A 22,958-nucleotide genomic window follows, 5' to 3' on the forward strand; every position below is an offset into this window, starting at 1 on the left:
TTGAGTTTGAGGATCTTTATCAAGGTTCTCTTGGTTTGGTTCGAACTTTTTTAGGTTTTTAAAAATTTTGCTTGACGTGGCACTTCCATATCAGGATGAGAACCATCCTTGTTAGGGATCCCATGATCCTTTCATAGGATCCCTTGATCCTTTCTTCCCGAAGGATCATCCTAGCATCCCGAAGCCTTCGGGAACCTTCCCGGAGGTTTCGGGATAAAGGACCAACCCTTCGGGATGCTTCCCCAAACCTCCGGGAAAGAAGACGAATCCTCCGGGAAGCATCGACAAAGCTTCGGGAAACTTCCCCGAGGTTCCGGGAAGCTTCCCCAAGGATTCGGGAAACAAAATCGCCCGGCATCCTCCCCGGCCCCTTGCCCCGCGCGACGGGGCTGCAGGCCGGGAGGGCCAAGATCGCCGTCCCTCAGAACTGCGGCCCGAAACCGGAACCGCCGACAGTGCGACGGCTTTTGCTTCGCTTATTGCGCCTTTTGCCAGCTCAATCTCAAATTCCGCAGGTACCAGAGGCCCATCAGCAGATAGGCGGCGCCGAGGACGGCGAAGGGCCCCATGACTACCAGGTCCACGGGGATGCCCCGGAGGGCTTTGAAAATCTCCGCCAGCGTCCCCGGCAGCAGCAGGGCGAAGCCGGTCAAAAACAGCACCGGGGTCATCAGCAAGCCGAGCCCTTTGTTTTTGAACGCCGCGAGCCCCAGGATGACAAAGAGCGGCAGCACAAAGCAGAGGTCCAGGATATACGTAGCGTAAAAGAACTCGATCTTCCGGCCGGACTGGATTAACGGCCATAAGTCGCGGAGCCAAAGCGGGTATAGGACCGCCGGCGTGAGCCAGAGCAGCCCCAGGGACAGATTGCGGATCGCCAGGGGCACCCCCAGGTGGGGAAAGAGTTCCCGGCGCAGGCTGGAGACGGCGTAGACGATGGCATAAAACGCCAGCCCCAGCACAGCCAGGTACAGCAGGTAGAGGATAGTATAGTACCGTTCGATGACATAGACACCGTAAGAGTACGCCAGGTAGCCGACCCCGCTCAGGACCACCAATTGCTTCCGCAAGTGCCCCTCTTTGATCCCGCCGAAGCACAGCCACAAAATGACCACTGCCGCCACCAGATTTATGATATCCTGGGCGAACACTCCGGGCAGGAAGTCCGCCCCGACCACCTTGGCGTAGATGCCGGGAACCAGCAAACCGGCAAGAGCCGCCGCCAACGCCAGGATGCCGGTCAGGACCCACAAAAGCCGGTTCGCCTCGAAATTTCCAATCATCTTTCTCCCCTCCGCTTCATCATCCACCCGCTCCCCGGACCGGCCTCGCGGCGGTCTTGTCTTTCTTACCCTTCATCCGTCTCGGACGCGCCGGGCAACCACTCCAGAATATCCCCGGGCTGGCACCCCAGATAACGGCAGATGGCGTCCAGGGTGGAAAAGCGGACCGCTTTGGCCTTGCCGCTCTTCAGAATGGACAGATTGGCCATGGTGATCCCCACCTGCTCGGCCAATTCGGTCAATGACACCCTTTTTTCGAGCATGACCCGGTCCAAACGCACTCTGATACTCATGGGCTCTTTCTCCTTCAAGCATTGATGGCCGCGCTAAATGGTCAAGTCCTGTTCCGCCTGGAGCAAGGCGCCCTGGCGGAAGATCTCGGCCAGGACCAGCAATACCAGACCCATAAAGATCCCGCCGATATTGAGGTTGCCCTTTCCGTGAAAAACTACGCCTGGAACCGTCACATTCTCCATGACCAGCCAGCCCAAGACCAGCCCGGACAGGAATTGGACGCCGGCCCCGGCGAAGATCAGCAGGCCGATCCGGCTGATGCGCCGGGCATTCTCGAGGCCGAAAGGGCTCCCCGCCGCCAGGGTGGCGAAGATCCGCCGCACCTGCTGCAGGATTCCCAGGCCCAGACAGAGCATGATCAGGCCAAACGCCATAAAAGCAATGATCATCACCTTCGGTTCCTGCACCGCCGCCGCGGGGAAGACCACCTGAAGGAGCTCGGTCTCCAGCGTGAATTGGGGCGACCGGAGCCCCGGCGGCGGCCCGAATCCGATCAAGAGCCCTGTGAACAGCACCGCTAAGATTGTCAGCGCAATCCCGGCGTACCAGGCGATATTGAGCGCCAGCCGCAGATACCAGGCGATGGAATGCTTCCCGAGATATTTCATGACTCTCCTCCTTACCGGAATTTCATTGGAAAATTCCCTGAATTGCTTTCCATCTTAACCCATTTATTATCGTTTGTCAATTAAACTTTATTGAAGAACAATAAATATCAATCGAATTTTCACGAATATCCCCGCCCACCCGCAATAAAAAAAGCCTACCGTCCGGCGGCAATGTCGTCAAGTGATAATTACATATTTTGGAACGAAACGCTATCCGTCCAGTATACAGCGATAAATGGGGGGAATTTGAGGTGTCAAAAAACAACCTCACCCCGGCCCTCTCGACGATGTCATTCAAAAAAGCGGATTCAGCGGAGAGGGATGACGGAGCTTGAAACTTGGGTCTCTTGAAAGCTTCAGCGAATGGCCTAAAAGATAGACCCGAGTTTTGGGCGATTCACCTCTCCCCGTCGAATACTCATCTCAAATTGGCATCGCCGGGGAGAGGCCGGGAGAGAGGTCGCTTTTGGAGTTCGAGCTTTTCATAAAATATATTTCCTTTTTTTGCCACGATAGCTTGATCCTGAATCCGTGACCTCTTTAGACTACCAGGCAAAATTGTAAGAATTGCGATAGCGTTTCGCCCGGGTATAAACGGATTCGTCACGGATTCGGGTTGATGACATTGCCGTCCGGCGGTAGGCCTCGTTGCATGCCGGTCAGGGCCCGGCCGGCACGGTCAGGGCCTCGCTCAGTGCCCGGACCAGTTCGGCCAGGGCCTGGAATACGGCGTCCATTTGGGCGCGGGTGATCCCGTCGACATGAATGCCGCAAGTGACCACCACGTTCCGGTTCAGCTTGGCGGCAAGCTCCTGGGAGACGTAGCGCGCCGCCTCATCGTCCTTATGCCCGACCCGGGTCAGGACGGAGGTCGAGGCGCTGACCGCTTTGGGATCCGCCAGGCTGGGCCGGGGCACGCTCAGGGTCACCGCGCCGATGTGCGGACTGTCCCCGCCGGCAATGATGACGCAGAGATCCGGCCCAATCTCCAGCGCTTTCAGCTGGATTGGTACTCCCGCTCTGGTAATGGTTAAATCAATCATGGCGTCTCCTCACCAAGGCTCCTCGCCGGCGGCGGACCGGGCCGCCACCGGAATCTGCAGCTCGCACAGATCGGCGCCTTCCTCGTTATTCAAATAAAACGTAGTATCCAAATAACAGACATCGATCACATCGCCGGTGATCGTCAGCCGCTGTTCGGCGATCCAGCCGGTCAGCCGCTCCAGATGCTTCAGGTCATAGGGCATGCCGTACTTATACATGCAGGCGTATTGGCCGCCCGGCACCAGGATGGTATTCTCGACCGGGAGGTCGCTAAACGGCAGGGTGAAAAAGACTCCCGCGCCCCGAAAGACCGCGGCGGTCCCCAGTCCGGCCCGCCGGATCAACGTCCCGAACTCCCCGGAGGGCAGAATGCCGCTCTGAAACAAGGTGGTCCAAGACTTCATGCAGGTGCAGTGCAGTTCCTCGCGGCAGACCTCATTCTCGAAGGGCGTCAGGACCATCCGGCGCTCCGGAAGCTCCTTCAGCACCGGTTTATCGATATATTCCTTGAAATTCTCGGCATGTTGAAAACGGTTCAAGCGTTGCTGAATACTAAAATGAGTCTTGGTCAGCCGCTCGATCTCCCCGGCCACCCATTCCTTATGGTGTTCCAATAGCGCAATCGCGGTGTTCAGGTTCCGCTGCTCCATATGCTCCTTGATCTCTTCCAGCTTCACGCCGATGGACTTGAGAAAAAGGATCTCCCGCAACAACGGGATCTGCCGCGCGCTGTAATAGCGGTAGTTATTGGCTTCGTCAATGTAGAGCGGCTTAAAGATGGCGATTTTGTCATAGTAGATCAGCGTCTGCCTGGATATATTGTGCATTTCCGCCATTTCGCTGATGGAGAAGACTTTTTTCAGCATCCGTTCACCTTCTTAGCGCAGCGGTGCCGCTGGGGCTATCCTTTCCCGGAGCACCGGCGCGTATCGCTTGACTACTATATTATACAGCATTTTAACAAAATTTCAATGTTTCGCGTATTTCTTCGTGATATTATTGATAAATTATGGATACTCATCATTATATCAGGAAAATAGTATTTATATTTCTTTTTCGGCTACATATTGACTGTATAGCAATGATATAGTTTATAATTTTGTATGCTCATTTTTTCATGATAAAATAATTTGTTTCCCAATAATTTATAATTTGACTGTATAGCCATTATATAGTTTAAAGTGATAAATGTAATAAAACGTGCGAATCTCACACAAAAACCGCAAAATCAAAACTTAATCGCAAGGGAGGAATCTTTAATGATGGCAACCGATCAGCCAAAAGCAACCGTCACCGATCTGCGGTCGTCCCTGGCCCTGTTAAAGTCGGTGCCCGGCCAATTGCTGGAGACGGACGAACGGGTCGACCCCCACGCCGAATTATCCGGGGTCTACCGCTATGTGGGCGCGGGCGGAACCGTGCGGCGCCCCACCCGGATCGGCCCGGCGATGGTCTTTAACCGGGTGAAAGGGCATCCCGACGCCAAAGTGGTCATCGGCCTGCTGGCCAGCAGGGAGCGGGTGGCCCTGATGCTCGGGACCCAACCGGAACGGCTCGGTTTTCTCTTGAACGAGGCGGTGCTCCGGCCGGTGGCCCCCGTCACCGTCGCCCGGGAAAAAGCCGTCTGCCAGGAAGTGGTCCATTATGCGACGGAGCCGGACTTTGACATCCGTAAATTAGTTCCGGCGCCGACCAACACCGAGGAGGACGCCGGTCCATATATCACCATGGGTCTGTGTTACGCCTCGGACCCGGAGAGCGGCGAGTCCGACATCACCATCCACCGGCTCTGCCTGCAAGGCAAGGATGAGATCTCCATGTATTTCGTCCCCGGCAACCGCCACCTGGAGGTCTTCCGCAAAAAGGCCGAGGAGGCGGGCAAACCCTTGCCCATCTCCATCAGCATCGGCGTGGACCCGGCCATCGAGATCGCGGCCTGCTTCGAGCCCCCGACCACGCCGCTCGGCTATAACGAGCTCGGCGCGGCGGGCGGAATCCGGCAGCAACCGGTCGAACTGGTTCAATGCCTGACCATCGGCGAGAAGGCCGTCGCCAACGCCGAGTACGTCATCGAAGGGGAGCTGCTGCCCGGAGTGCGGGTGCGCGAGGACCAGAACACCAACACCGGCAAGGCCATGCCGGAGTTTCCCGGCTACACCGGTCCGGCCTATCCCGAATTGCCGATCATCAAAGTCAAGGCCGTCACCCATCGCCGGGACCCGATCCTCCAGACCTGCATCGGCCCGAGCGAAGAGCACGTCAGCATGGCGGGGATCCCCACCGAGGCCAGCATCATTCAGATGGTGGAACGGGCCATGCCCGGGCGGCTGTTGAATGTGTACGCCCACTCGGCCGGCGGCGGCAAATACATGGCCGTCCTGCAATTCAAGAAGAGCATCCCCAGCGACGAAGGGCGGCAGCGCCAGGCGGCCCTGCTGGCATTCTCGGCCTTCTCCGAACTCAAACACGTGATTCTGGTGGACGAGGATGTCGATCCCTTTGACAGCAATGATGTGTTATGGGCGCTGAACACCCGTTACCAGGGAGATATCGATACCGTCTTCATTCCCGGGGTGCGTTGCCATCCGTTGGATCCGTCGCAAAACCCCGCTTACAATTCGCAACTGCGTGACCGCGGGATCTCCTGCAAGGTGATCTTCGACTGCACCGTGCCGTTCCAACAGAAAGACCGTTTCAGCCGGGCCCGGTTCAAAGAGGTCGATCCGGCCCGTTTCGCCCCGTCGTTGTTCCCCAAAGAATAAATAGCCCAAGCAGTACGAGCCGGACTACCCGCAACCGGGCGACCCGGCTCATGCTTACTATTAATGAAATTCTAATTATCAAGTTAACTCAGCAGACGGAAGGTTAAACCGAACTCACCCCCTGAGCTACTTTTGTAGTTTTTGATTGGCCCTACTTTCCCCCTCTCTTTTTAGGCGATTTATAGGCTGTCCTGTCAGAAAGAGAGGGGGAGCAAGGGGGTGAGTTCGGTTTCGAAAATCTCAGCTTAAATCCCGCTGCTCTCATTTTGAGACGTGGCTCAGTCCCAAACCGTGCCGTAAGTTCATTTGCTGAGCCAACAGTAATGAAATTAAAACGGAATTAAAAAACGGAAATACAGGGAGGAGATTGTCGTGCCCATCGGAGTCATTGTCAATAGTCTGGCTGTTCTCCTGGGAGGGTTCCTCGGCGCCTGGCTGGGGAAGAAGATCCCGGAACGGATTCGCACCTCGCTGCCGCTGACCTTTGGAGCGGCCTCCATGGCCATGGGAGTGGCCTATATCGTCAAAATGAACGCCTTGCCCCCGGTGATCCTGGCGTTGATCCTGGGCACCGCCATCGGCGAGCTGATCAAATTGGAAAAAGGCATCGAATGGTGCGGCAACCGGGCGCGCGGCCCGATTGAGCGGCTTTTTTCCAACAACCCCAACGTCGAGAACCAAAAGGAATTCATGGAGAAATTGGTGGGGATCGTGGTTTTGTTCTGCGCCAGCGGCACCGGAGTCTTCGGCGCGCTGAAAGAGGGCATGAGCGGCGATCATTCGGTGTTGCTGGCCAAGGCCATCCTGGACTTTTTCACCGCCGGCATCTTCGCCACCGCGCTCGGCTATATCGTCATGACCATCTGCGTGCCGCAATTTATCGTCCTGATGGCGTTGTTCCTGAGCGCCTCGCTGATCCTGCCGATCAGCACGCCGACCATGGTCGCCGACTTTACCGCCTGCGGCGGCATGATCATGCTCGCCACCGGGCTGCGGATCAGCGGCATCAAATCATTCCCCATCGCCAGCATGCTGCCTGCCCTGGTGCTGGTGATGCCCATCTCCTACCTGTGGTCCACCTATGTCATGGCCGTCGTGAAATAGGCGCGAACACTGCTCCAAAACCTTGGCAGGGCCACGGGCGGGCCGGCTTCCCCGCCGCTGCCGCCCGGAGGCTCCCAAGGTCCCTAGAAGCGTTGTGATAAACCCTGTCCGAAGGTCGGGGTGAACACAAAAGCTCAGAGAAGCAAGTGATAAAGTCGTTTTTTCGAAAGACTTTATCACATGGCTTCTAGAATCCGGTAACCGGCGTTCTCCTAATAAAAGGATAAAGGATGTCAAACGATGCAGGATTCCCGCGAAGTGAATTTCCAACAAAGACTGGTCATCGGCATGAGCGGGGCCAGCGGCGCGATCCTGGGTATCGAAATCTTAAAAATCCTTCGCGCCGCGCCCGGGTGGGAGAGCCATCTGGTCATCTCCAAAGGGGCGGAAGAAACCATCCGCCAGGAAACCCCCTATCACCCGGACGAGGTCAAGGCCCTGGCCGATGCGGTCTATTCCATCCACGACATCGGGGCGGCCATCGCCAGCGGCACTTTTCGAACGGCCGGAATGGTCATCGTGCCCTGCAGCATGAAGACTGTGGCCGGAGTCGCCTGCGGTTATTCCGACAACCTGCTGCTGCGGGCCGCCGACGTCACCATCAAAGAGCGGCGCACACTGGTCCTGGTGGCCAGGGAATGCCCCTTGAGCCCGATTCACCTGCGCAACCTGCTCGCCCTGGCCGAACTGGGCGCCATCATCATGCCGCCCATGCTCACCTATTACAATCATCCCACCGCCATCGCCGATCTGGAACGGCACCTGGTCGCCAAGATTCTCGACCCCTTCCGGATCGAAGTCTCCGGCTTCCGGCGCTGGGGCGAACCGGGTTCTCCTTCCTGAGCCCGCTCCCCTGGACCCAGACCTGATAACCAAAAACAGCCCCCGCTTCCTGGTGAAGACGGGGGCTGTCTGATCGCGAAATATTCATGGCTTAGAACGCATCCGGAGGCCGTCCCCCGGCCTCGCCTCAGTACTTGCCGAACTCCTTATCGTTCAACGAATCGGCCGGCCGTCTGCTCCCAGCCTCCCGGTGCGGGGCCGGAACGGCGGCTTCGGCCGCGGCGTCTTGGGCGTCCTTCGCTCCGAATCCCCAGCCCGAACCGGTCTGCGGTTCTTCCTCCGCTGCGGCGGCCAGCTCGTTATCCAAACGGAACTGGCTCACCAGCGCCTTGAGGTTGGCCGCCTGATTGGAAAGCTCCTCGCTGGAGGCCGCGCTCTCTTCGGCGGTGGCGGTGTTGGTCTGGACCACATTGGAAACCTGGTCGATGCCCCGGTTGATCTGGGCAATGGCGCTGGCCTGCTCGTTGGAGGCACTGGCGATATTGCGGACCAGATCGGCGGCTTTGGTCACGCTGTTGACGATTTCATCAAGGGCCGTGGCGGTCTCGTCCGCAGTCTGGGTGCCTTCCTCCACCTTTTTGATGGACCCCTCGATCAGCGCCGTGGTCTCCTTGGCTGCGCTCGCGCTGCGGGCGGCGAGGTTTCTGACCTCCTCGGCCACCACGGCGAAGCCTTTGCCGTGCTGTCCGGCCCGGGCCGCCTCCACGGCCGCATTCAAGGCCAGGATATTGGTTTGGAAGGCGATTTCATCAATGACTTTGATGATCTTGGAGATGTTGGCCGACGCCTCATTGATTCCGGCCATTGATTTTTGCATCTCTTTCATATGTGCATTGCCGGTCTCCGCGCTCTGCTTGGCCTGGAGCGCCAATTGGCTGGCCTGGTTGGCGTTGACGGCATTCTCCTTGATCTGGGCCGCCATCTGGGTGATAGATGAGGTCAACTCCTCCACCGAGCTCGCCTGCTCGGTCGCGCCCCGCGACAGCGCCTGGCTGCCGGATGAGACCTGCTTGGACCCGGAGGCGACCTGATCGGAGGCTTCGCTGATCCCGCCCAGGATCCGGTTGAGCGAGGTGACGGTCTGGTTGAGGGAATCTTTGATCACCGCGTAACTCCCCTGATATTCCCCTTGCATCGTGGCGCACAGGTTGCCCTGGGCCATCTCCTGCAACAGCTGCGACGCTTCCTCGATCGGAGCGACGATAGCGTCCAGGATCCGGTTCAAACCGCTGATGATATTGCGGTAGCCGCCTTCAAACTTCGATTCGTCGGCCCGCTGTTCCAGATTCCCGGCGGTGGCCGCTTTGACCAGGCCGTCCACTTCCTGGATGAGATTGTGAATCGCCGTGGACATCGTAATCATCGAGGGAATCAGTTTATCATTTTCCGAAAGTTTGCCGATCTTCACGTATTGGTCGAGCATGGTGATATCGCCCTCGGCGGTCCGGATAAAACCGTCCTGGACGCTGAGGAGCATCATCCGCACTGCGTTGATCCGTTCAGCCAGTTCTTTCATCATTCCCTGGTAGGAACCGGTCATCTCTTGCGTATAATCGTTCACCGCCAGCCCTTCCAGTACTTGGCCGGCCTCGTTCAGCGGCTCGATGATCGCGTCCAGCACTCGGTTGAAGCCGGCGAGAATATCGGCGTAGCCGCCTTTGAGCTTGCTGACGTCGGCCCGCGCCTCCAGCCGGCCGGCGGCGGCCGTCTCGGCCAGTTTCTGCGTCTCTTCCTGCAGCACATACAATGCCGTTCTGACTTGGTCGAGGTTGCCCATCAGCACCCCGTAATATCCGCGATAGCGATTGTCGATGGGATCGAGCGGTTCGCCGTGGGCCATCTTTTGAATATAGTCGGCGGCAAAGTGGAGCGGTTGCATCATCGAGTCCAGCGTGTTGTTGACCCCCTCGACCACTCGCGCGAAATCGCCCCGGTGCTTGGATACGTCGGCCCGTTTGCCGAGATCGCCTTCGACCGCCGCTTCCGCCAGCATCGTGGTGTCGGCGATGAGGGCCTCGATCGCGGTCTTCACTTGCGACAAGCCCTGGTTAATCCCTTCAAACTCCCCTTTGACCTCGCTGGAATACTGGTCCGCCTCTTTTAACTGCAGATCAAAGCGGAGATCGCCGTCGGCCAGCCGCTTCAGGTTGGCGGCGACCCCCTCCACCGCTGTTTTAATGTATTCATTTACGCTGATGATCGAGGTCAGGTCGGTCACAATCTCAACGTAGCCGATGACCTTGCCGTTGAGATCCCGCAAGTAAGAGGAGTCCTGTTTGCAGCTCATGCCGCACCATTCGAAGTAGCTTTCGGCCTTGTCGGCCCGGCTGTTCTGCAAGCGCTTGATGCCGCATTTCTGGGTATTGCAAATATCGGCCCCGGCCTGGCTGCACGGCTTGCCGTAGGCTGACTCGCGGTCCTTGATCACTCCCCGGGCGACCAAGAGTTTCTCGAAGGCTTTATTCATATAGATCCAGTTCATATCGTAATCCGTGACGTGGATCGGAAAGGCCACCGCGTCGATGATCGCTTCATACCAATTGTTCTTCGAGCGCAGGTCGAACTCGGTCTCCTTGAGCTTTTCGGCCGCCTTCTGGAACAGCTTGGCAATGCCGAATCCCGCCCCCGCCGCCAGCGCCAGGCCGACCAGCAGGACCAGCCACCGCGGCAGCGGCCATTGTGCCGCCGCCACTGTCCCGATAACCAACGACAGCAGGGCGACGACGATACATCCCGCCAAATACTGAATCCGCAGGTCGAGCTCGTAAAACCATTTCATTTGGAAACACCCTCCTCTAAAAAGCGAATCGTCTTTTCTCCCATCTGAGAGAATTTCAAATCTCTTCGAAAAAGCTTCGCAACACAATATATTGACTGATATATCCGGGATACTCACTATATATTGTATTGCGAAGGGAATGTTATGGTAATTTGAAATTCTCTGATCTGCGTGCTTGCCGGGCCTTGCGGCCTTCCCGTCCTAGGTCGCCTGCTCCAAGGGCGTCAGCTCGTTATCGGCCAGCAGTTGATCGCAGTTGAGCAAGAGCTTGACCCCGTCGCCCGCCTTCCCGATGGCCTGGACATAGCGGTTGTGAAAACCGCTCTTGACCTCCGGCGGCGGCGCCAGGTCGGCGTCGTCGATGCGGAGGACCTCCAACACCTGGTCCACGATGAGGCCGATGGCTATCTCGCGGATATTCACCACGATAATACAGGTCCGGTTGGTGTATTCCCTGGGCTCCAATTTGAAGCGGCGCCTCATGTCCATCACCGGAATGATCTTGCCGCGGAGATTGATGATGCCGATCATATAATTGGGCAGTTCCGGAACTGCCGTAATCTCCTGAATGCCGATGATCTCGGTCACCTGACCGATGGCGATGCCGTAATCCTCCTCCCCGACTGTAAAGATGAGATATCTCCCTTTCTGCGTGTCCTCCAGGTCGTCCAAGATTTCATCCATGGTTCCCGTCATTTCCAGTCACAACCTTTCTTCCCCTTGCCATGATTCGCCGCCGGACCCCGCATCATTGTGCTTTTGGTTCTCCCGTTCTCGATCGTCGAAATCGGACCAAATGATGATCGCGGTTCAGCCCTTTCCCAGGTCCGGAACCGCGCTTTTATTTCATATTTGATCATCGGCGCCGCAGTCCCAATCCTTTACAAATTGCATCAATAAAATTTAGCTATCTTTAACTTCCGGAAAAAGTAAACCGCTAGTGTAAATTGATACTTGACGGGTTTACAGCGATGGGTTATAGTAAAAAGTAAACTGATAGTTTATTTCAATTCAACTTGATTGGAGAAACACCATGGGAACGATGGACCGTAAAGAAAAGGTACGCCAGCTTCGTCAGGAGGATATCATCAACGCCGCCGAACAAGTCTTTTTCGCCAAGGGCTTCGCCGGCGCCACCATGGACGATATCGCCAAGGAGGCTCAGTACAGCAAACGTACGATCTACGTCTACTTCAGCAGCAAAGACCAGCTCTATGACGCGGTAATCCTGCGCGGCTACCGGATCTTGAACCGCATGTACGAAGCGGCCTTTGGGGACAACACTCCGGCCAACGGCCTCGAGAAGGCGCTGCGCATGGGCCGGACCTACCTGGAATTCATTGAGCGGCATCCCCAGTACTTCGAAGCGATCGCCCTTTACGCCACCCGGGCCGAGGACCTCGATTCCCGGGACGAGTGGAAGGCCGCCAATTACCGGGAAGGCAACATCGGCGCGGATATGCTGATCGACTGCATCCGCCAGGGCATCGCCGACGGCAGTATCGCTCCGGACCTGGATCCGGTGGACACCGCCTTCGTCCTGTACGCCCAGATCCTGGGCATCGGCCAGATCCTCCTGAAAAAAGAGGCGTACATCGCCCAAACTTATCGCAAAAATCCGTCCCAATTGGTTGAAGAGCTTTTTAAGCTGGTGGTCAAGGGATTAAAACCTGAGGAGGGATGATCCATGTCGAAATCCTATCGGAGCTATCTCAAATTGCTGATCTGCTTCGCTTGGGGAATATGGGGGCTCCTTTGCGGCTTCAGACCGGGCCCGCTCCCCGCAGTCCAGGCCGCGGCCAATGAACCGGTTCCGGCAGGCCCGGCGCAGCGAATCGCGGAAATTATCCGTTACGGCGCCATGGCTCCCAGTTCCCATAATGCCCAGATGTGGCAGGTGAAGCGGCTGTCGGACCAGGAGATCCTGATCCGATTGGATCCGGCCCGCCTGCTGCCCCAGGTCGACCCCTGGAACCGCGAGGCGCTCATCTCGGTCGGCGCTTTCGTCGAAAACATGGTTGCCGCGGCGCCCCATTTTGATCTGGAGGCCGAGGTGCAGATCCTGGTCCGGCGGCCGGGCGACACCTCCATCGCCTCGCTGCGCTTCACGCCGCGGCCCGGCGGTCCCGATGCCGCGCGCCTGGCCGCCGCGATCGAAAACCGCCATACCATCCGCACGCCCTACTCAAAGAGCGCCCTGCCCGAGTCGGTCCTGGAACAGTTCCGCGCGGTTCAGCCCGGCATCCGCTATTTCCCGCTGGCGAGCCCCGAAGGGCGGTACCTCCGGGAAGCGATCATCGAGGCCACCCGGCAGCAGGTCGCCAACGACGCCAAGCAGCGGGAACTCGCGGAGTGGCTGCGTTTTTCCAAAAAGGAAGCCGATACCAAGAAAGATGGCCTGACTCCGGAGATGATGGGCCTCTCGGGCATCGTCAAGTGGTTCGCGAGCACCTTTTTCAACCGGGATACCGTGCTTTCCGGGTCATTCCGGAAACAGACCGTCGGCACCGTGCAGAAACAGGTTCAAAATTGCGCCGGATTCATCGTGATCTCCAGCCCCGACGAGACACCGGCCGCGCTGGTGAATGCCGGTCGGACCCTGGAGCGGTTATGGATCCGGGCCACCGGGCTGCAGGTCGCGGTCCATCCCATGAGCGCGCCGCTGGAGGAGAACCCCTGGCGCGAAACCCTCCCCGCCAGGTTGAAGATGGGCCAGCCGGTCCAGATGATCCTGCGGGTCGGGACGGTCCGGGATTACGGCCGGCCGGTGAGCCCGCGCCGGGAAGTTCCGCTCCAAAAGTAATTCACCCCGAGGCGGCCGGCGCCGAACCCGGGGCGGCAACCGCTCCGTCCCGGGCCGCTCCCGTCCGGTGACGAAACCCGGTTGCCCAACCCCGGGCGGCTCTTCCCCCGTGGTGCCCCGGGGTTGCCTCTCCCCGGGCCAGCCCCGCCCCATCCGTGGCAAATCCCGCCCGGCCCGGAGCCGGTTCTCCACCGTCCGAGGCAGCCGGCGCCCGTCCGGCGGCGAGCCCCGAAAACTGCCGCGGCCGCTTCGTCATTCTCCCAAACTTCCCTGCCCGTAATGAATCAAAGAAAAAGCCCCGCGACCTTCCTCGCGGAGCCTCCACCGGAAACCGGTCCTGCTTATCTTGCGGCGCTATGGCCGAACCATCCGGATCTCATAGACCGGCAGCGCCTCGATGGCGTCGAGGGCCGCGATCTTCTCTCCGACGAACTCCTGCTGCACCGCCATGGCCGAATCGCTGAAGACGGTCTTGCCCCGGCGGAGAGGGCTGACGGACAGCTCGATTCCCTCCCGGACCACCCCGGAATAGAAGCGCCGCAGGCCGATCTCCCAGGGCGTCCCGTTGTTGAAGTTATCGCTGATCAGCTTTCCGCCGCTAAAAGCATAGCCGACGTCGCCCCGGTAATGGATGCGCAACAGCACGTCGGAAAGCCCCCGGAACCCGTCGGCCGCGAGGCGCAGCACCGCTTTGTCCGGGCCCACCCGCTCGACCGCCAGCGGGATGGTCCAGGGCTCCGCCCGGAACGAAAACTCCCGGAAGATGCCAACCGCTTCCCCGGCCGCCCGGCCGCAATTGCTCTCCAGCGCCGCGGCTTCGCAGGGGAAGACGGCCAGGCGCATCGCCTCATCCCCGGTCCGCCGCAACAGCAGGGAATCGGCTTGAACCCGCAGGTCGGCATCGGAGAGCAGGATGCGTTCGGCCCCCCAGAGCCTGACCTTCCACATCCCCATGGCCTCGGCCCAGGTCAAGGTGGAGAGACGCAGCCGCGAGCCGTCGGCCCGGGTCAGGGTGATCAATGATTCTTTCCCCGGCTCGACCGCGATCCACGCCGCGCGCCCCGCCCGCTCGACGGTCCCGCCGGTGACGGCGATCCCGTCCGTCTCCTCCGTCTCCAGGGCATATTCGGCCGTCATGCCCTCGGGCGCAAAAAAGAACCAGGTACAGACGGCGGCCTCCGGCTGGCGGATGCAGGTGACCGGCTGGGCAGTGGCATATTTCAGGGTAATGCCGTCCAGGTCGAGGTTGAAGGGGAGTATGGCGCTGAGGTCCCGCCGCAGCGTCAGGCCGCCCCGCCGGGGCAGGGTGATGATTTCCCCGGGGAGTTCCAGGCGGAATTGCAAGTCCCGGCGGTCCGGCATGGCCACATGATCCTGGTAGTTATTCAAGAACAGAAAACCGCGGCCGCCGGCGGCCCGGGCGGCGTAGCGCAAGGGAGCGGTATCCCGGGGGGCGATGGCCACGGCCCCTTCCGGCAGCACCGTCGCCATCGGACAGAGCAGCGTCCCGAACTCCTCCAGGAACATGAAGATCAGCTTCAGCTGGCGGTAGGAATCGCGGACCTGGCCGAACTCGCCGAGGGGCGCCTGATAGTCGTAAGAGATCTTGGGGTTGGTACGCTCGTTCAGGAAGCCGTGCTTCCCCCGGGGCTGCGAGCCGCCGTGAAAGACATAGTAGCCCACGAAGTTGCAGCCGCCGGCGATCTTCACCAGCGTCATCGCGGTCACGCTGGCGGCCGGGACCACAAAACGCGCCTGGTACCAGCATTGCATCCCGCCACCCATCTCGCAGCAGGCGTAAGGATAGGCTTCGGGGGAATAGGGCGGGTCGAAGCCATGGCAGCGCGCCCGGGCGTCGTGGTAGTTTTGGAAGAGATACTCATGGGTCGGCTCCTGCTCCGGGCAGTCCGCCCGGATGTTCCAGGGGGTGAAGGCGTATCCCCCGTACAGGGGCAGGATCTCTCCCTCCAGCACCGGCGCGCCGCCCCAGCCGGTGCTGGTATAGAAGGCCGGCTCCAGGCCGCACTCCCGCGCCAGTTCCCGCAGCACCCGCAGATGGCCGCACCGTCCCGGCCGCCGCTCAGGAACTCGTCGCCCTGGCCGGCGGTGAGCTCCCAGGGCGCCGCGGCGTGCATGTACTCGTTCTCCAGTTGGATCCCGATGATCGGTCCGCCGTCCTTGAAGAGCTGCCCCGCGACTTGCCGGCCGATCTCGGCGTAGAGCCTCCGGGCGTAAAAAAGATAGCCCGGATCATTGGAGCGCACCTCGAAAGGCCGGCCGTAGAGCCAATCGGGCAGGCCGCCGTTGCGGCACTCGCCGTGGGCGAACGGACCGATCCTGAGGATCACCCGCAGATCGTGCTTGGCGCAGAGATCCACGAAATAGCGGAGGTTGTTGTCGCCGTTCCAGTCGAAGCAGCCTTCCTCCTCTTCATGGTGGATCCAGAAGACATAGGTGGCGACGATCCCGATCCCGGCCAGCTTCATCTGCAGCAAGGCTTCATCCCATTCGCGAAAGGGATAGCGCGAGTAATGAAACTCGCCGCTAATCCCGAAGTAGGGCCGGCCGTTGAATTCCAGGTAGTAATTGGTCATGCCGAAACGGTCGCCCCGGGGGTTCGGCCCGCCCAGCCTGAAACGGGCGGGGAAAATCTGTTTCGGAACATCCGGCAGTTCCAACGAATAAACCGGCATCGTCCGCTCCTCCTCCTCTGCTCAGCCCTTGACCGCGCCGGCGGTCAGCCCCTTGATGAAACTCTTGGACCCGATGATGAAGATCAGCAGCACCGGCAGGACGGCAAAGGCCAGGCCGGCGCCACGGGCGCCGAAATCGGTGACGTAGTAATTCTGCAGCGCCTGAATGCCCAGGGGCACCGTATACAGCGCCTTATTGGCGGTCAGGATCAACGGCAGCAGGTAATTGTTCCAGGACCACAGGAAGATCAGCATCGCCAGGGTCGCCAGGGCCGGCTTCATGAAGGGCAGGGCGATCCGGTTAAAGATGCTGAACTCGCCGCAGCCGTCGATCCGGGCGCTCTCGATGATCTCGCCCGGCACCGTCTCCAGGATGTATTGCATCATGAAAAAGACGCCGAAGGCATTGGCGCACCAGACCAGGATCAGCGGCGCCAGCGTGTTGGTGAGCCGGAGCGCCCGCATCTCCACCACATAGCCGATGAGGCCGATCTGGCCCGGGATCATCATGGTGGCCAGGATGAAGTAGAAGATCGCCTTCTTCAGCCGGAAATTATATTTGGCCAGCGCATAGCCTGTCAAGGCGCTGATGTACACCGAAAGCAGGGTCGACGCGGTCGACACGATGATGCTGTTCAGGTAGTAGAGTTGGAAGTTGTTCCGGAAGATGGTCTTCATATTCTCCAGGAAGTAATCCCCGGGCCAGTACACCTGTTCGGAGAAGATCTCCGGCGTGGAATGGGTGGCCATCATGACGATCACGTAAAAGGGGACGATCGAGACGATGGTCAGCGCCGCCAGGGGCAAAAGATAGACGAGTTTTTTCATGGCTGATCCTCCTTTCGGTTGGCAATCGTGAAACTGAGCCAGGAGAAGGCCAGGATGAACAGGAACAGGCCGTAGGAGATCGAGGCGCCGTAGCCGAGGTAGGAGGTGCTTTTGAAGGCTTTGTCATAAAAGTACCAGACCGCGGTGAGGCAGGAGCGGTCCGGGCCGCCGATGGCCTGGGTCCCGTTGCTGGCCAGTCCCCCGCCGAACAGCAGGTTCGGCTCGTCGAACAGCTGAAAACCGCCGATAATGCTGGTGACCACCAGGAAAATGGTGATCGGCCGCAGGAAGGGCAGGGTAATATGGGTGAAGATCTGGCGGGGCGAGGCGCCGTCCACAATGGCCGCCTCGTTCAGCTCCTGGGGGATGCTGGTCAGCCCGGCCAGGTAAACCACGAAATAGTAACCGAGGTTCTTCCACAGGACGATCAGGATCACCACCAGCCGGGCCGTGCCGCCCCGCCCCAGCCAGTTGACGCCCTCCGGGATCAGCTGCCAGCCCAGCAGGAGCCGGTTAACGATGCCGCTGGACCAATCGAACAGGAACGAAAAGATGATGCCGATGGCCACCGGCGTGGTGATGTAAGGCAACAGGTTGAGGGTCTGAAACAGCCGCTTGCAGCGGGGCAGGTTGAAGAGGCTGACCGCCAGGAGCAGCCCTAGCACGATGATGAGCGGGATGTAGCCGATCATGAAGATCAGGGTATTCCCGATGGATTGATAAAAATAGGGATCCTGAAACAGCCGCAGGTAATTGGCGAGCCCGGTGAACCTCCGCTCGTCCAGGAATAAGCTGTCCCAATTGGTCAGGCTGATCACGAACGAAAAGAGCAGCGGATAGAGCTGAAAGGCGAAGTAGCACAGGAAAAACGGCAGCACGAACAGATAGGGCCAGCAGTGTTTCTTGCAGTACTGCCAACGGTTGGGCCGCAAAGAATGGATCATCGTCAGTGAACCCGCTTTCTGTTGGAATCTGATGCAACGGTATGAATCCTTGATGAAAAACGAAGGACGACAACGAGGAGGGCCCACCGTTGTCGTCGCCTTCAGAAGGGGCCTGTTTACTTGATAGTCAGATCCGGCAGCCTGTTCTTCAGCTCGGCGATTAATTTTTGCATCGCGTCGTTCACGGTCATCCCGGGGTCATTGTTCAGGCTGGTGGTGATCAAGTCCAGCGAATCCTTGATCAAATTGTCATACTTGGTCATGGGCCGGATCTTGATCCGCGGCGCGACCTGGGTGGTCCAGAACTTCCCGAGATCCTGGCCGGCGAACCAGTCATCCTTGATCGAGGCAAAGCCGGGATCGGCGTAGGCGGCCTTATACGAGGTGAGGAAGCCCACTTCCCGAGCGGCCTTGGCCCCTTCCACGCTTAAGGTGGCGAACTTGACGAACTCCCACGCCGCCAACTTATGCTTGCACTGCTTGGAGATTCCGAGGGTGGTGCCGCCCCAGCTGAAGTTGCCGCCGGGACAATTCATCAGCCCCCAATGGCCCTTGCCGTTTTTATCGTTGGGCTCGATCACATACTGCGGGCTCCAGATGGCGCAGCCAGCGAAGATGTGTTTCCCCTGGCCGTACGAGGCATACCATGCCGGAGTCCACGGTTCCAGCTTGTCGAGGATCTGCGCGTCCCGGAATTGCACCACTTTGGCGAGGACCGGCTTGAACAGGCGGGTCGCGTTGACCGTGCCCTTCACCACCCAGGGCGAGGGGTCTTGCTCGCGGATGATGTTTTTGATGTCGCCGATGCCCTGCATCATGAAGACTTTCCCGCCGCTCTTCGCCCGGACTTCCTTGCCTTTCTTGATGAAGGCGTCCCAATCCGGCAGCAGCTTGGCGAGTTTGTCGGGATCGTCGGTCCCCAGGTATTCTTGGGCCAGATCGCGGCGGTACGCCATGGCGGCCGGGTTGATCCCCTGCTCGATCCCGCAGATCTCCCCTTTGGAGTTCTTCATGATCGGGAGCAGGTAGGAAAAGACCGCTTTGGGATCCATCCGGTAGGGCGGCTTGTTCAGCGCCTCCCACATATCCAGCTCGAAGGCGCGGCCCCGCGAGTCGATGATGGCCCAGGGAATGTCCGGCAGCGGCGTTCCAGCGGCCAGGCTGGTCTGCTCTTTCTGCAGGTAATCGCCGTTGGCGACCGGCGTATATTCGAACTTGATATTGGGGTAGATCTTGTTGAACGCCGCGGTGACGTGATTCCAATAATTTTCATCCCAGCCCCAGGTGGTCAGGGTGCAGCGATAATCCTTGGGAATTCCGGCCGCTCCTTCCACCGCCCCCAGACTGCCCAGGAGCAGTACCAGTAAGCATACGCCGAGCATCAACTGCCATTTCACTTTTGGCATCCTCTTTATCCTCCCTCTTTCGGCATGGCGCCTGATTTGCAGGTCCATTGTACCATTGGCCGGACCTTTCCGGCGGTTCAGATTCCGATGATTTTGTTCAAATTCCTATGATGCGGCTGCGTGAAAAGGGATTGTCACCACGACCCGGGTGCCCCGGCCGGCTGCGCTGGTGATTTGCAGGTCCGATCCGGCCCCGTAGAGATAGCGGAGCCGGTCCCGGATGTTGGCGATGCCGATCGATCGCAGCCGGCTCCCCTGCTCGAGAATGGTTTCGCCGCTGAGCAACCGGGCGATCAGGTCCGGCTCCATGCCGACGCCGTTGTCGCTGACGGTGATCTCCAGCTCCTCGCCCCGCCGCGCCACGGTCACGCCGATGATCCCTTTCCCCTCCAGCGGGTAGACCCCATGCAGCAACGCATTCTCCACCAATGGCTGGATAATGGTTTTGGGGATGGGGTGATCGAGCAAGTCGTCCGCCACCCGCCAGGTCAGTTCGAAACGATCCCGGTACCGGTATTGCTGGATCGTCACATAATGATTGACGATCTCCATTTCCTGCCGCACCGGAACCAGCAGTCCCTCGCTGCCCACCTGCACGCCGTCCTGGAGCACCCGGATGAACGAGTTCACCAGGTCGGCGATGTCCCGGTTCTTTTCCTTGCGGGCCAGATAGACGACGGAATTGAGGACATTGTAAATGAAATGCGGGTTGATCTGGGAGAGCAGGATATCGAATTCCAAACGGCGTTTGGCCTTCTCATCCTCGACCGACTTGGCCATCAGGTTGCGGAGGTCCCTGACCATCTGATTGAAGCCGCCCGCCATCGTCTGCAGTTCATCGTGGCTGGCGATCTCCAGGGCAATGTCCAGGTTGCCGCCGGCCACCCGATTCATGGCCGCGGTCAATTGGGTGATCGGCCGGGTGATCCTTAGGATCAACGGCAGGACCACCATGATAATCAAAACCAGGCTGACCAGGGTAAAGATCAGGAAGAAGTAGACCAAAAAGCCGATCCGGTGGAACAGCTTTTGGCCGGATGTAAAGGATACCAGCCGCCAGCCGTTGCTCAACGATTGGTTGACGATCCAATATCCCGAGGGCCGCTCGATCACTTGGTAGCTCCGGGCGGGATCCCACCGGACGCCGCCCAGCCCCTGACGGTCGCCGCCCGGCGCCGGCTTTCGAAAGAGTAACCCGTTCCCCGGACTGAGCCAGTAGAAGGCGTCGTACTCTTCGATGTTCAGCTTCAGATACGCGATGAAATGATTCAGATAAATGTTGAGGATCAGGTGGCCCGTCACCCGGTCGGGCCGGTCCATATTGCGGAACTGCCCGACGCAGCTCACCACCTCGGCGGTCGGGGTGCCGTGGTTGACATTGGGGATCCGGTACGGTCCGCTGAAATAAAACGGCCGGTCCGCCGCCTCTCCCTTGAGATCCCCGGCCTGGGCCAGATCGGCGATGCGCACCGGCGCGAAATGGCCCTGGGTCATCCAGACCAGGCCGTCGCCGCAGACGACCGCCGCGCTATGAATATCCTCCCGCAGAAACACCTGATTGTTGATGAATTCCATTTCTCTCCGGGCCCGGGCGATCTGCTCGTACACGCTGGCGTAGCGAGTCCGTTGGATGAAATCCTGCATCTCGGGGTCGATAATGATGCTGGTGGCCAGCTTCTGGATGTCCTTAATCTGATATTCGAGATGCTGGGCGATCTGGTCCAGTTTGACGCGGTCGTCCTGAATCGCTTTTTCTTTGAAGATCTTTTGGAAGTAGACATAGGCGAAGGTGCCGCTGGCCAGGAGCGAAACGGCCACCACCAGACCCGTGGCAGTCAGGATTTTGGCTTTAATCCCGAGGCGCACCGGCATTCCCGCCTTCCTTGTAATCCAGGGGAAAAACCCCGGTCACTTTATGAAAAACCTGGCTGAAATACTGGCTGCTCTTGTAACCGACCAGTTTGGCGACTTCATGGACCTTATGCTCCCCCCGTTGCAGCAGTCCTTTGGCCGCGGCGATCCGGCAGTCGGTCAGGTATTCCACCAGCGTCCGCCCGGTCTCCTTTTTAAAGAGCTGACTCAGATAGACGCCGCTGATCCCCAGGGCCCGGGCCACGGTTTCAATGGCGATATCCTCCCGGTAATGCTGTTGCAGATAGGCGACGGCCTGTTGCACCCTGCGGGAGTAGCGGCCGGCCGGATGGCGCTCGGCGTCGCGGGCCGCCTCTTGGAACCGGGCGGCGAACCATTCCGGGAGATCGGCGCTGCAATAGCACTCCCCGACATCCAGAAGACCCCGGCGGTGCAGTTCGGTCAAGGGCGGCAGGCCATGGGCGGCCCGGTACTCCTGGAGCAGATTCAGCCAGCGGCGGCAGAGCGCCGTCAGGCCGGGCAGGTTCCACCGGGGCCGGCAGGCCCGTTCCAAATCGGCCGCGACGGTCCGCCGCAACGTGTCCCGGTCGGCGACATCCGGCATGGCGGGCGGTTCCGGGCCGGGCATTTGCGGCTGAAGGCCGGCATGGTCGATCCACGGCAGCAGATCGTCCAGGTAACAGACCCGTTCCCTTCCCCAAAAGACCGCATATTGAAAAGCTTGGGCCAGCGGCTGGAACCAAGCGGCCAACCCCGTCAGATCCGGGCTAGTCCGGCTGATCAGTATCGAAAAGCTGCCGCTATTTCCCTCCCGGAGGCGCGCCTGGAGCCTGATCCCCAACCCGCAAAGCCCGCCCCGCAATTCGGATTGGCTGTGAACCGGGGATAAAACGGCCACCACCGCTCCCAATGAATCCAGCATCGCGCTCTCGCAGCGGTGAATCCCGGCCGGGAGCTCCTCCGGCCCCAGCTCCAGTCCGGAACCGGCCCAACCGGCCTTTTCGTCCCGGAACTCCGGGAAAAAAGGCTGATCGCTGCGGATTAACAGCAGGGCATAATGAAACGTCCCTTCCGGAATCCGCAACGCTTTCCGCGCCACCGAATCCGCCATCTTCTCCCCGCTCAACAGCTGCTTTATCAGCTCCTGTTTCAAGATGACCCGGGCCCGTTCCTCATCCTCGATCTCGGCTTTGATCCGGCGCAACTCTTTGGCCAGACTCTCGCCGTCAAGCTCGTGCTTTACCAGGTACTTCGAAACGCCGAGTTCCAAGGCTTGCTTGGCATATTCAAAGTCCTTATAGGCAGTCAGCAAGACGATCTTCACCGGATTCCCCCGGGCGAGCACTTTCCGGCTGAAGGCCAGTCCATCCAAGACCGGCATCCGGATATCGACGAAGATCAGGTCCGGTTGGCACTCCCGGTACAGATCCAGCGCCTTGAGACTATGGGTGGCGGTCGCCACGATTTCAAAACCATAGCGCTCCCAGGGAAGCAACTGCGCCAAGTCCTCAACGGCCAGAATTTCATCATCGACGATCATCACCTTGAGCAACCCGCTCCCTCCCTCCTGGCTCTTGAATCCATTTTAAGAAATTGTTGCCTTTTTGTAAAGAAATGGCTGAATCCGGTTTTCCGTTTCGCAAGGCTTGCCGAAACCGGCGAGCGGACGCCAGAGCCGCCCTTATGGACGTAAAA

At 59.3% G+C, this 22,958-nt stretch carries 19 protein-coding genes and 1 pseudogene; 5 read left to right on the forward strand and 15 right to left on the reverse strand.

The genetic code is table 11. The annotated features are described in order from the left end of the window. Positions 1 to 476 precede the first annotated feature (476 nt). From EDC14_RS01600 to EDC14_RS01620, 5 genes are all read right to left on the reverse strand, one after another. Positions 477 to 1,283, reverse strand: coding sequence for a hypothetical protein (locus EDC14_RS01600; RefSeq protein ID WP_132012441.1), 807 nt, complete (start codon positions 1,281 to 1,283; stop codon positions 477 to 479). A 65-nt stretch (positions 1,284 to 1,348) separates the two neighbouring features. Continuing rightward, positions 1,349 to 1,576: a helix-turn-helix domain-containing protein gene (locus EDC14_RS01605; RefSeq protein WP_132012442.1), complete on the reverse strand. Its 228-nt coding sequence runs from the start codon at positions 1,574 to 1,576 to the stop codon at positions 1,349 to 1,351. Between the two features lie 33 nt (positions 1,577 to 1,609). Then, positions 1,610 to 2,185: a DUF2975 domain-containing protein gene (locus EDC14_RS01610; RefSeq protein ID WP_132012443.1), complete on the reverse strand. Its 576-nt coding sequence runs from the start codon at positions 2,183 to 2,185 to the stop codon at positions 1,610 to 1,612. Positions 2,186 to 2,844: 659 nt separating this feature from the next. Next, a complete protein-coding gene (locus EDC14_RS01615; RefSeq protein ID WP_132012444.1) occupies positions 2,845 to 3,228 on the reverse strand; it encodes a proteasome assembly chaperone 4 family protein in 384 nt (127 codons plus the stop codon). Positions 3,229 to 3,237: 9 nt separating this feature from the next. After that, entirely contained in the window at positions 3,238 to 4,095 is an 858-nt protein-coding gene (locus tag EDC14_RS01620; RefSeq protein WP_243662761.1) for a MerR family transcriptional regulator, read from the reverse strand. Positions 4,096 to 4,488: 393 nt separating this feature from the next. On the opposite strand from EDC14_RS01620, the gene EDC14_RS01625 reads away from it, so the two are divergent. The 3 genes from EDC14_RS01625 (at position 4,489) to EDC14_RS01635 (ending at position 7,938) form a co-directional block, all read left to right on the forward strand. Further along, positions 4,489 to 5,991 (forward strand): UbiD family decarboxylase, encoded by a 1,503-nt coding sequence (locus EDC14_RS01625; RefSeq protein WP_424337387.1) that lies wholly within the window; start codon positions 4,489 to 4,491, stop codon positions 5,989 to 5,991. A 372-nt stretch (positions 5,992 to 6,363) separates the two neighbouring features. Further along, positions 6,364 to 7,095: a DUF554 domain-containing protein gene (locus tag EDC14_RS01630; RefSeq protein ID WP_132012445.1), complete on the forward strand. Its 732-nt coding sequence runs from the start codon at positions 6,364 to 6,366 to the stop codon at positions 7,093 to 7,095. Positions 7,096 to 7,335: 240 nt separating this feature from the next. Beyond that, positions 7,336 to 7,938 (forward strand): UbiX family flavin prenyltransferase, encoded by a 603-nt coding sequence (locus EDC14_RS01635; RefSeq protein WP_132012446.1) that lies wholly within the window; start codon positions 7,336 to 7,338, stop codon positions 7,936 to 7,938. Between the two features lie 127 nt (positions 7,939 to 8,065). On the opposite strand, the gene EDC14_RS27155 is transcribed toward EDC14_RS01635, so the two are convergent. Next, a complete protein-coding gene (locus EDC14_RS27155) occupies positions 8,066 to 10,717 on the reverse strand; it encodes a methyl-accepting chemotaxis protein (RefSeq protein ID WP_243662762.1) in 2,652 nt (883 codons plus the stop codon). A 201-nt stretch (positions 10,718 to 10,918) separates the two neighbouring features. Beyond that, positions 10,919 to 11,413 (reverse strand): chemotaxis protein CheW, encoded by a 495-nt coding sequence (locus tag EDC14_RS01645; protein ID WP_132012447.1) that lies wholly within the window; start codon positions 11,411 to 11,413, stop codon positions 10,919 to 10,921. Between the two features lie 337 nt (positions 11,414 to 11,750). On the opposite strand from EDC14_RS01645, the gene EDC14_RS01650 reads away from it, so the two are divergent. Both EDC14_RS01650 and EDC14_RS01655 read left to right on the forward strand, forming a co-directional pair. After that, the gene (locus EDC14_RS01650) at positions 11,751 to 12,401 is read left to right on the forward strand and encodes a TetR/AcrR family transcriptional regulator (RefSeq protein WP_132012448.1); all 651 of its coding nucleotides are present in this window, start codon (positions 11,751 to 11,753) and stop codon (positions 12,399 to 12,401) included. Between the two features lie 3 nt (positions 12,402 to 12,404). Then, entirely contained in the window at positions 12,405 to 13,520 is a 1,116-nt protein-coding gene (locus EDC14_RS01655; RefSeq protein ID WP_132012449.1) for an Acg family FMN-binding oxidoreductase, read from the forward strand. Between the two features lies 1 nt (position 13,521). Here EDC14_RS01655 and EDC14_RS01660 read toward each other — a convergent pair whose 3' ends face one another. The 8 genes and pseudogenes from EDC14_RS01660 to EDC14_RS01695 form a co-directional block, all read right to left on the reverse strand. Next, positions 13,522 to 13,776, reverse strand: coding sequence for a hypothetical protein (locus tag EDC14_RS01660; RefSeq protein ID WP_132012450.1), 255 nt, complete (start codon positions 13,774 to 13,776; stop codon positions 13,522 to 13,524). Between the two features lie 98 nt (positions 13,777 to 13,874). After that, positions 13,875 to 15,569, reverse strand: coding sequence for a beta-galactosidase (locus tag EDC14_RS01665; protein ID WP_165907716.1), 1,695 nt, complete (start codon positions 15,567 to 15,569; stop codon positions 13,875 to 13,877). Positions 15,570 to 15,703: 134 nt separating this feature from the next. Continuing rightward, positions 15,704 to 16,213, reverse strand: a pseudogene (locus EDC14_RS27700) (beta-galactosidase); the annotation flags it as partial. Positions 16,214 to 16,234: 21 nt separating this feature from the next. Beyond that, positions 16,235 to 17,041, reverse strand: a complete 807-nt coding sequence (locus EDC14_RS01675; RefSeq protein ID WP_132012453.1) for a carbohydrate ABC transporter permease — start codon at positions 17,039 to 17,041, stop codon at positions 16,235 to 16,237. Continuing rightward, positions 17,038 to 17,985, reverse strand: coding sequence for a carbohydrate ABC transporter permease (locus EDC14_RS01680; protein ID WP_132012454.1), 948 nt, complete (start codon positions 17,983 to 17,985; stop codon positions 17,038 to 17,040). Before EDC14_RS01680 ends, EDC14_RS01675 begins: the two co-directional genes overlap by 4 nt. Before the next feature lie 116 nt (positions 17,986 to 18,101). Beyond that, the gene (locus EDC14_RS01685; RefSeq protein ID WP_165907717.1) at positions 18,102 to 19,391 is read right to left on the reverse strand and encodes an extracellular solute-binding protein; all 1,290 of its coding nucleotides are present in this window, start codon (positions 19,389 to 19,391) and stop codon (positions 18,102 to 18,104) included. Positions 19,392 to 19,496: 105 nt separating this feature from the next. After that, positions 19,497 to 21,263, reverse strand: coding sequence for a cache domain-containing sensor histidine kinase (locus EDC14_RS01690; protein WP_132012456.1), 1,767 nt, complete (start codon positions 21,261 to 21,263; stop codon positions 19,497 to 19,499). Continuing rightward, positions 21,241 to 22,806, reverse strand: coding sequence for a response regulator transcription factor (locus tag EDC14_RS01695; protein WP_243662791.1), 1,566 nt, complete (start codon positions 22,804 to 22,806; stop codon positions 21,241 to 21,243). Before EDC14_RS01695 ends, EDC14_RS01690 begins: the two co-directional genes overlap by 23 nt. Positions 22,807 to 22,958 lie beyond the last annotated feature (152 nt).

The organism is Hydrogenispora ethanolica (assembly GCF_004340685.1).
In the GTDB taxonomy this organism is placed as follows: Bacteria; Bacillota; UBA4882; order UBA8346; family UBA8346; genus Hydrogenispora; species Hydrogenispora ethanolica.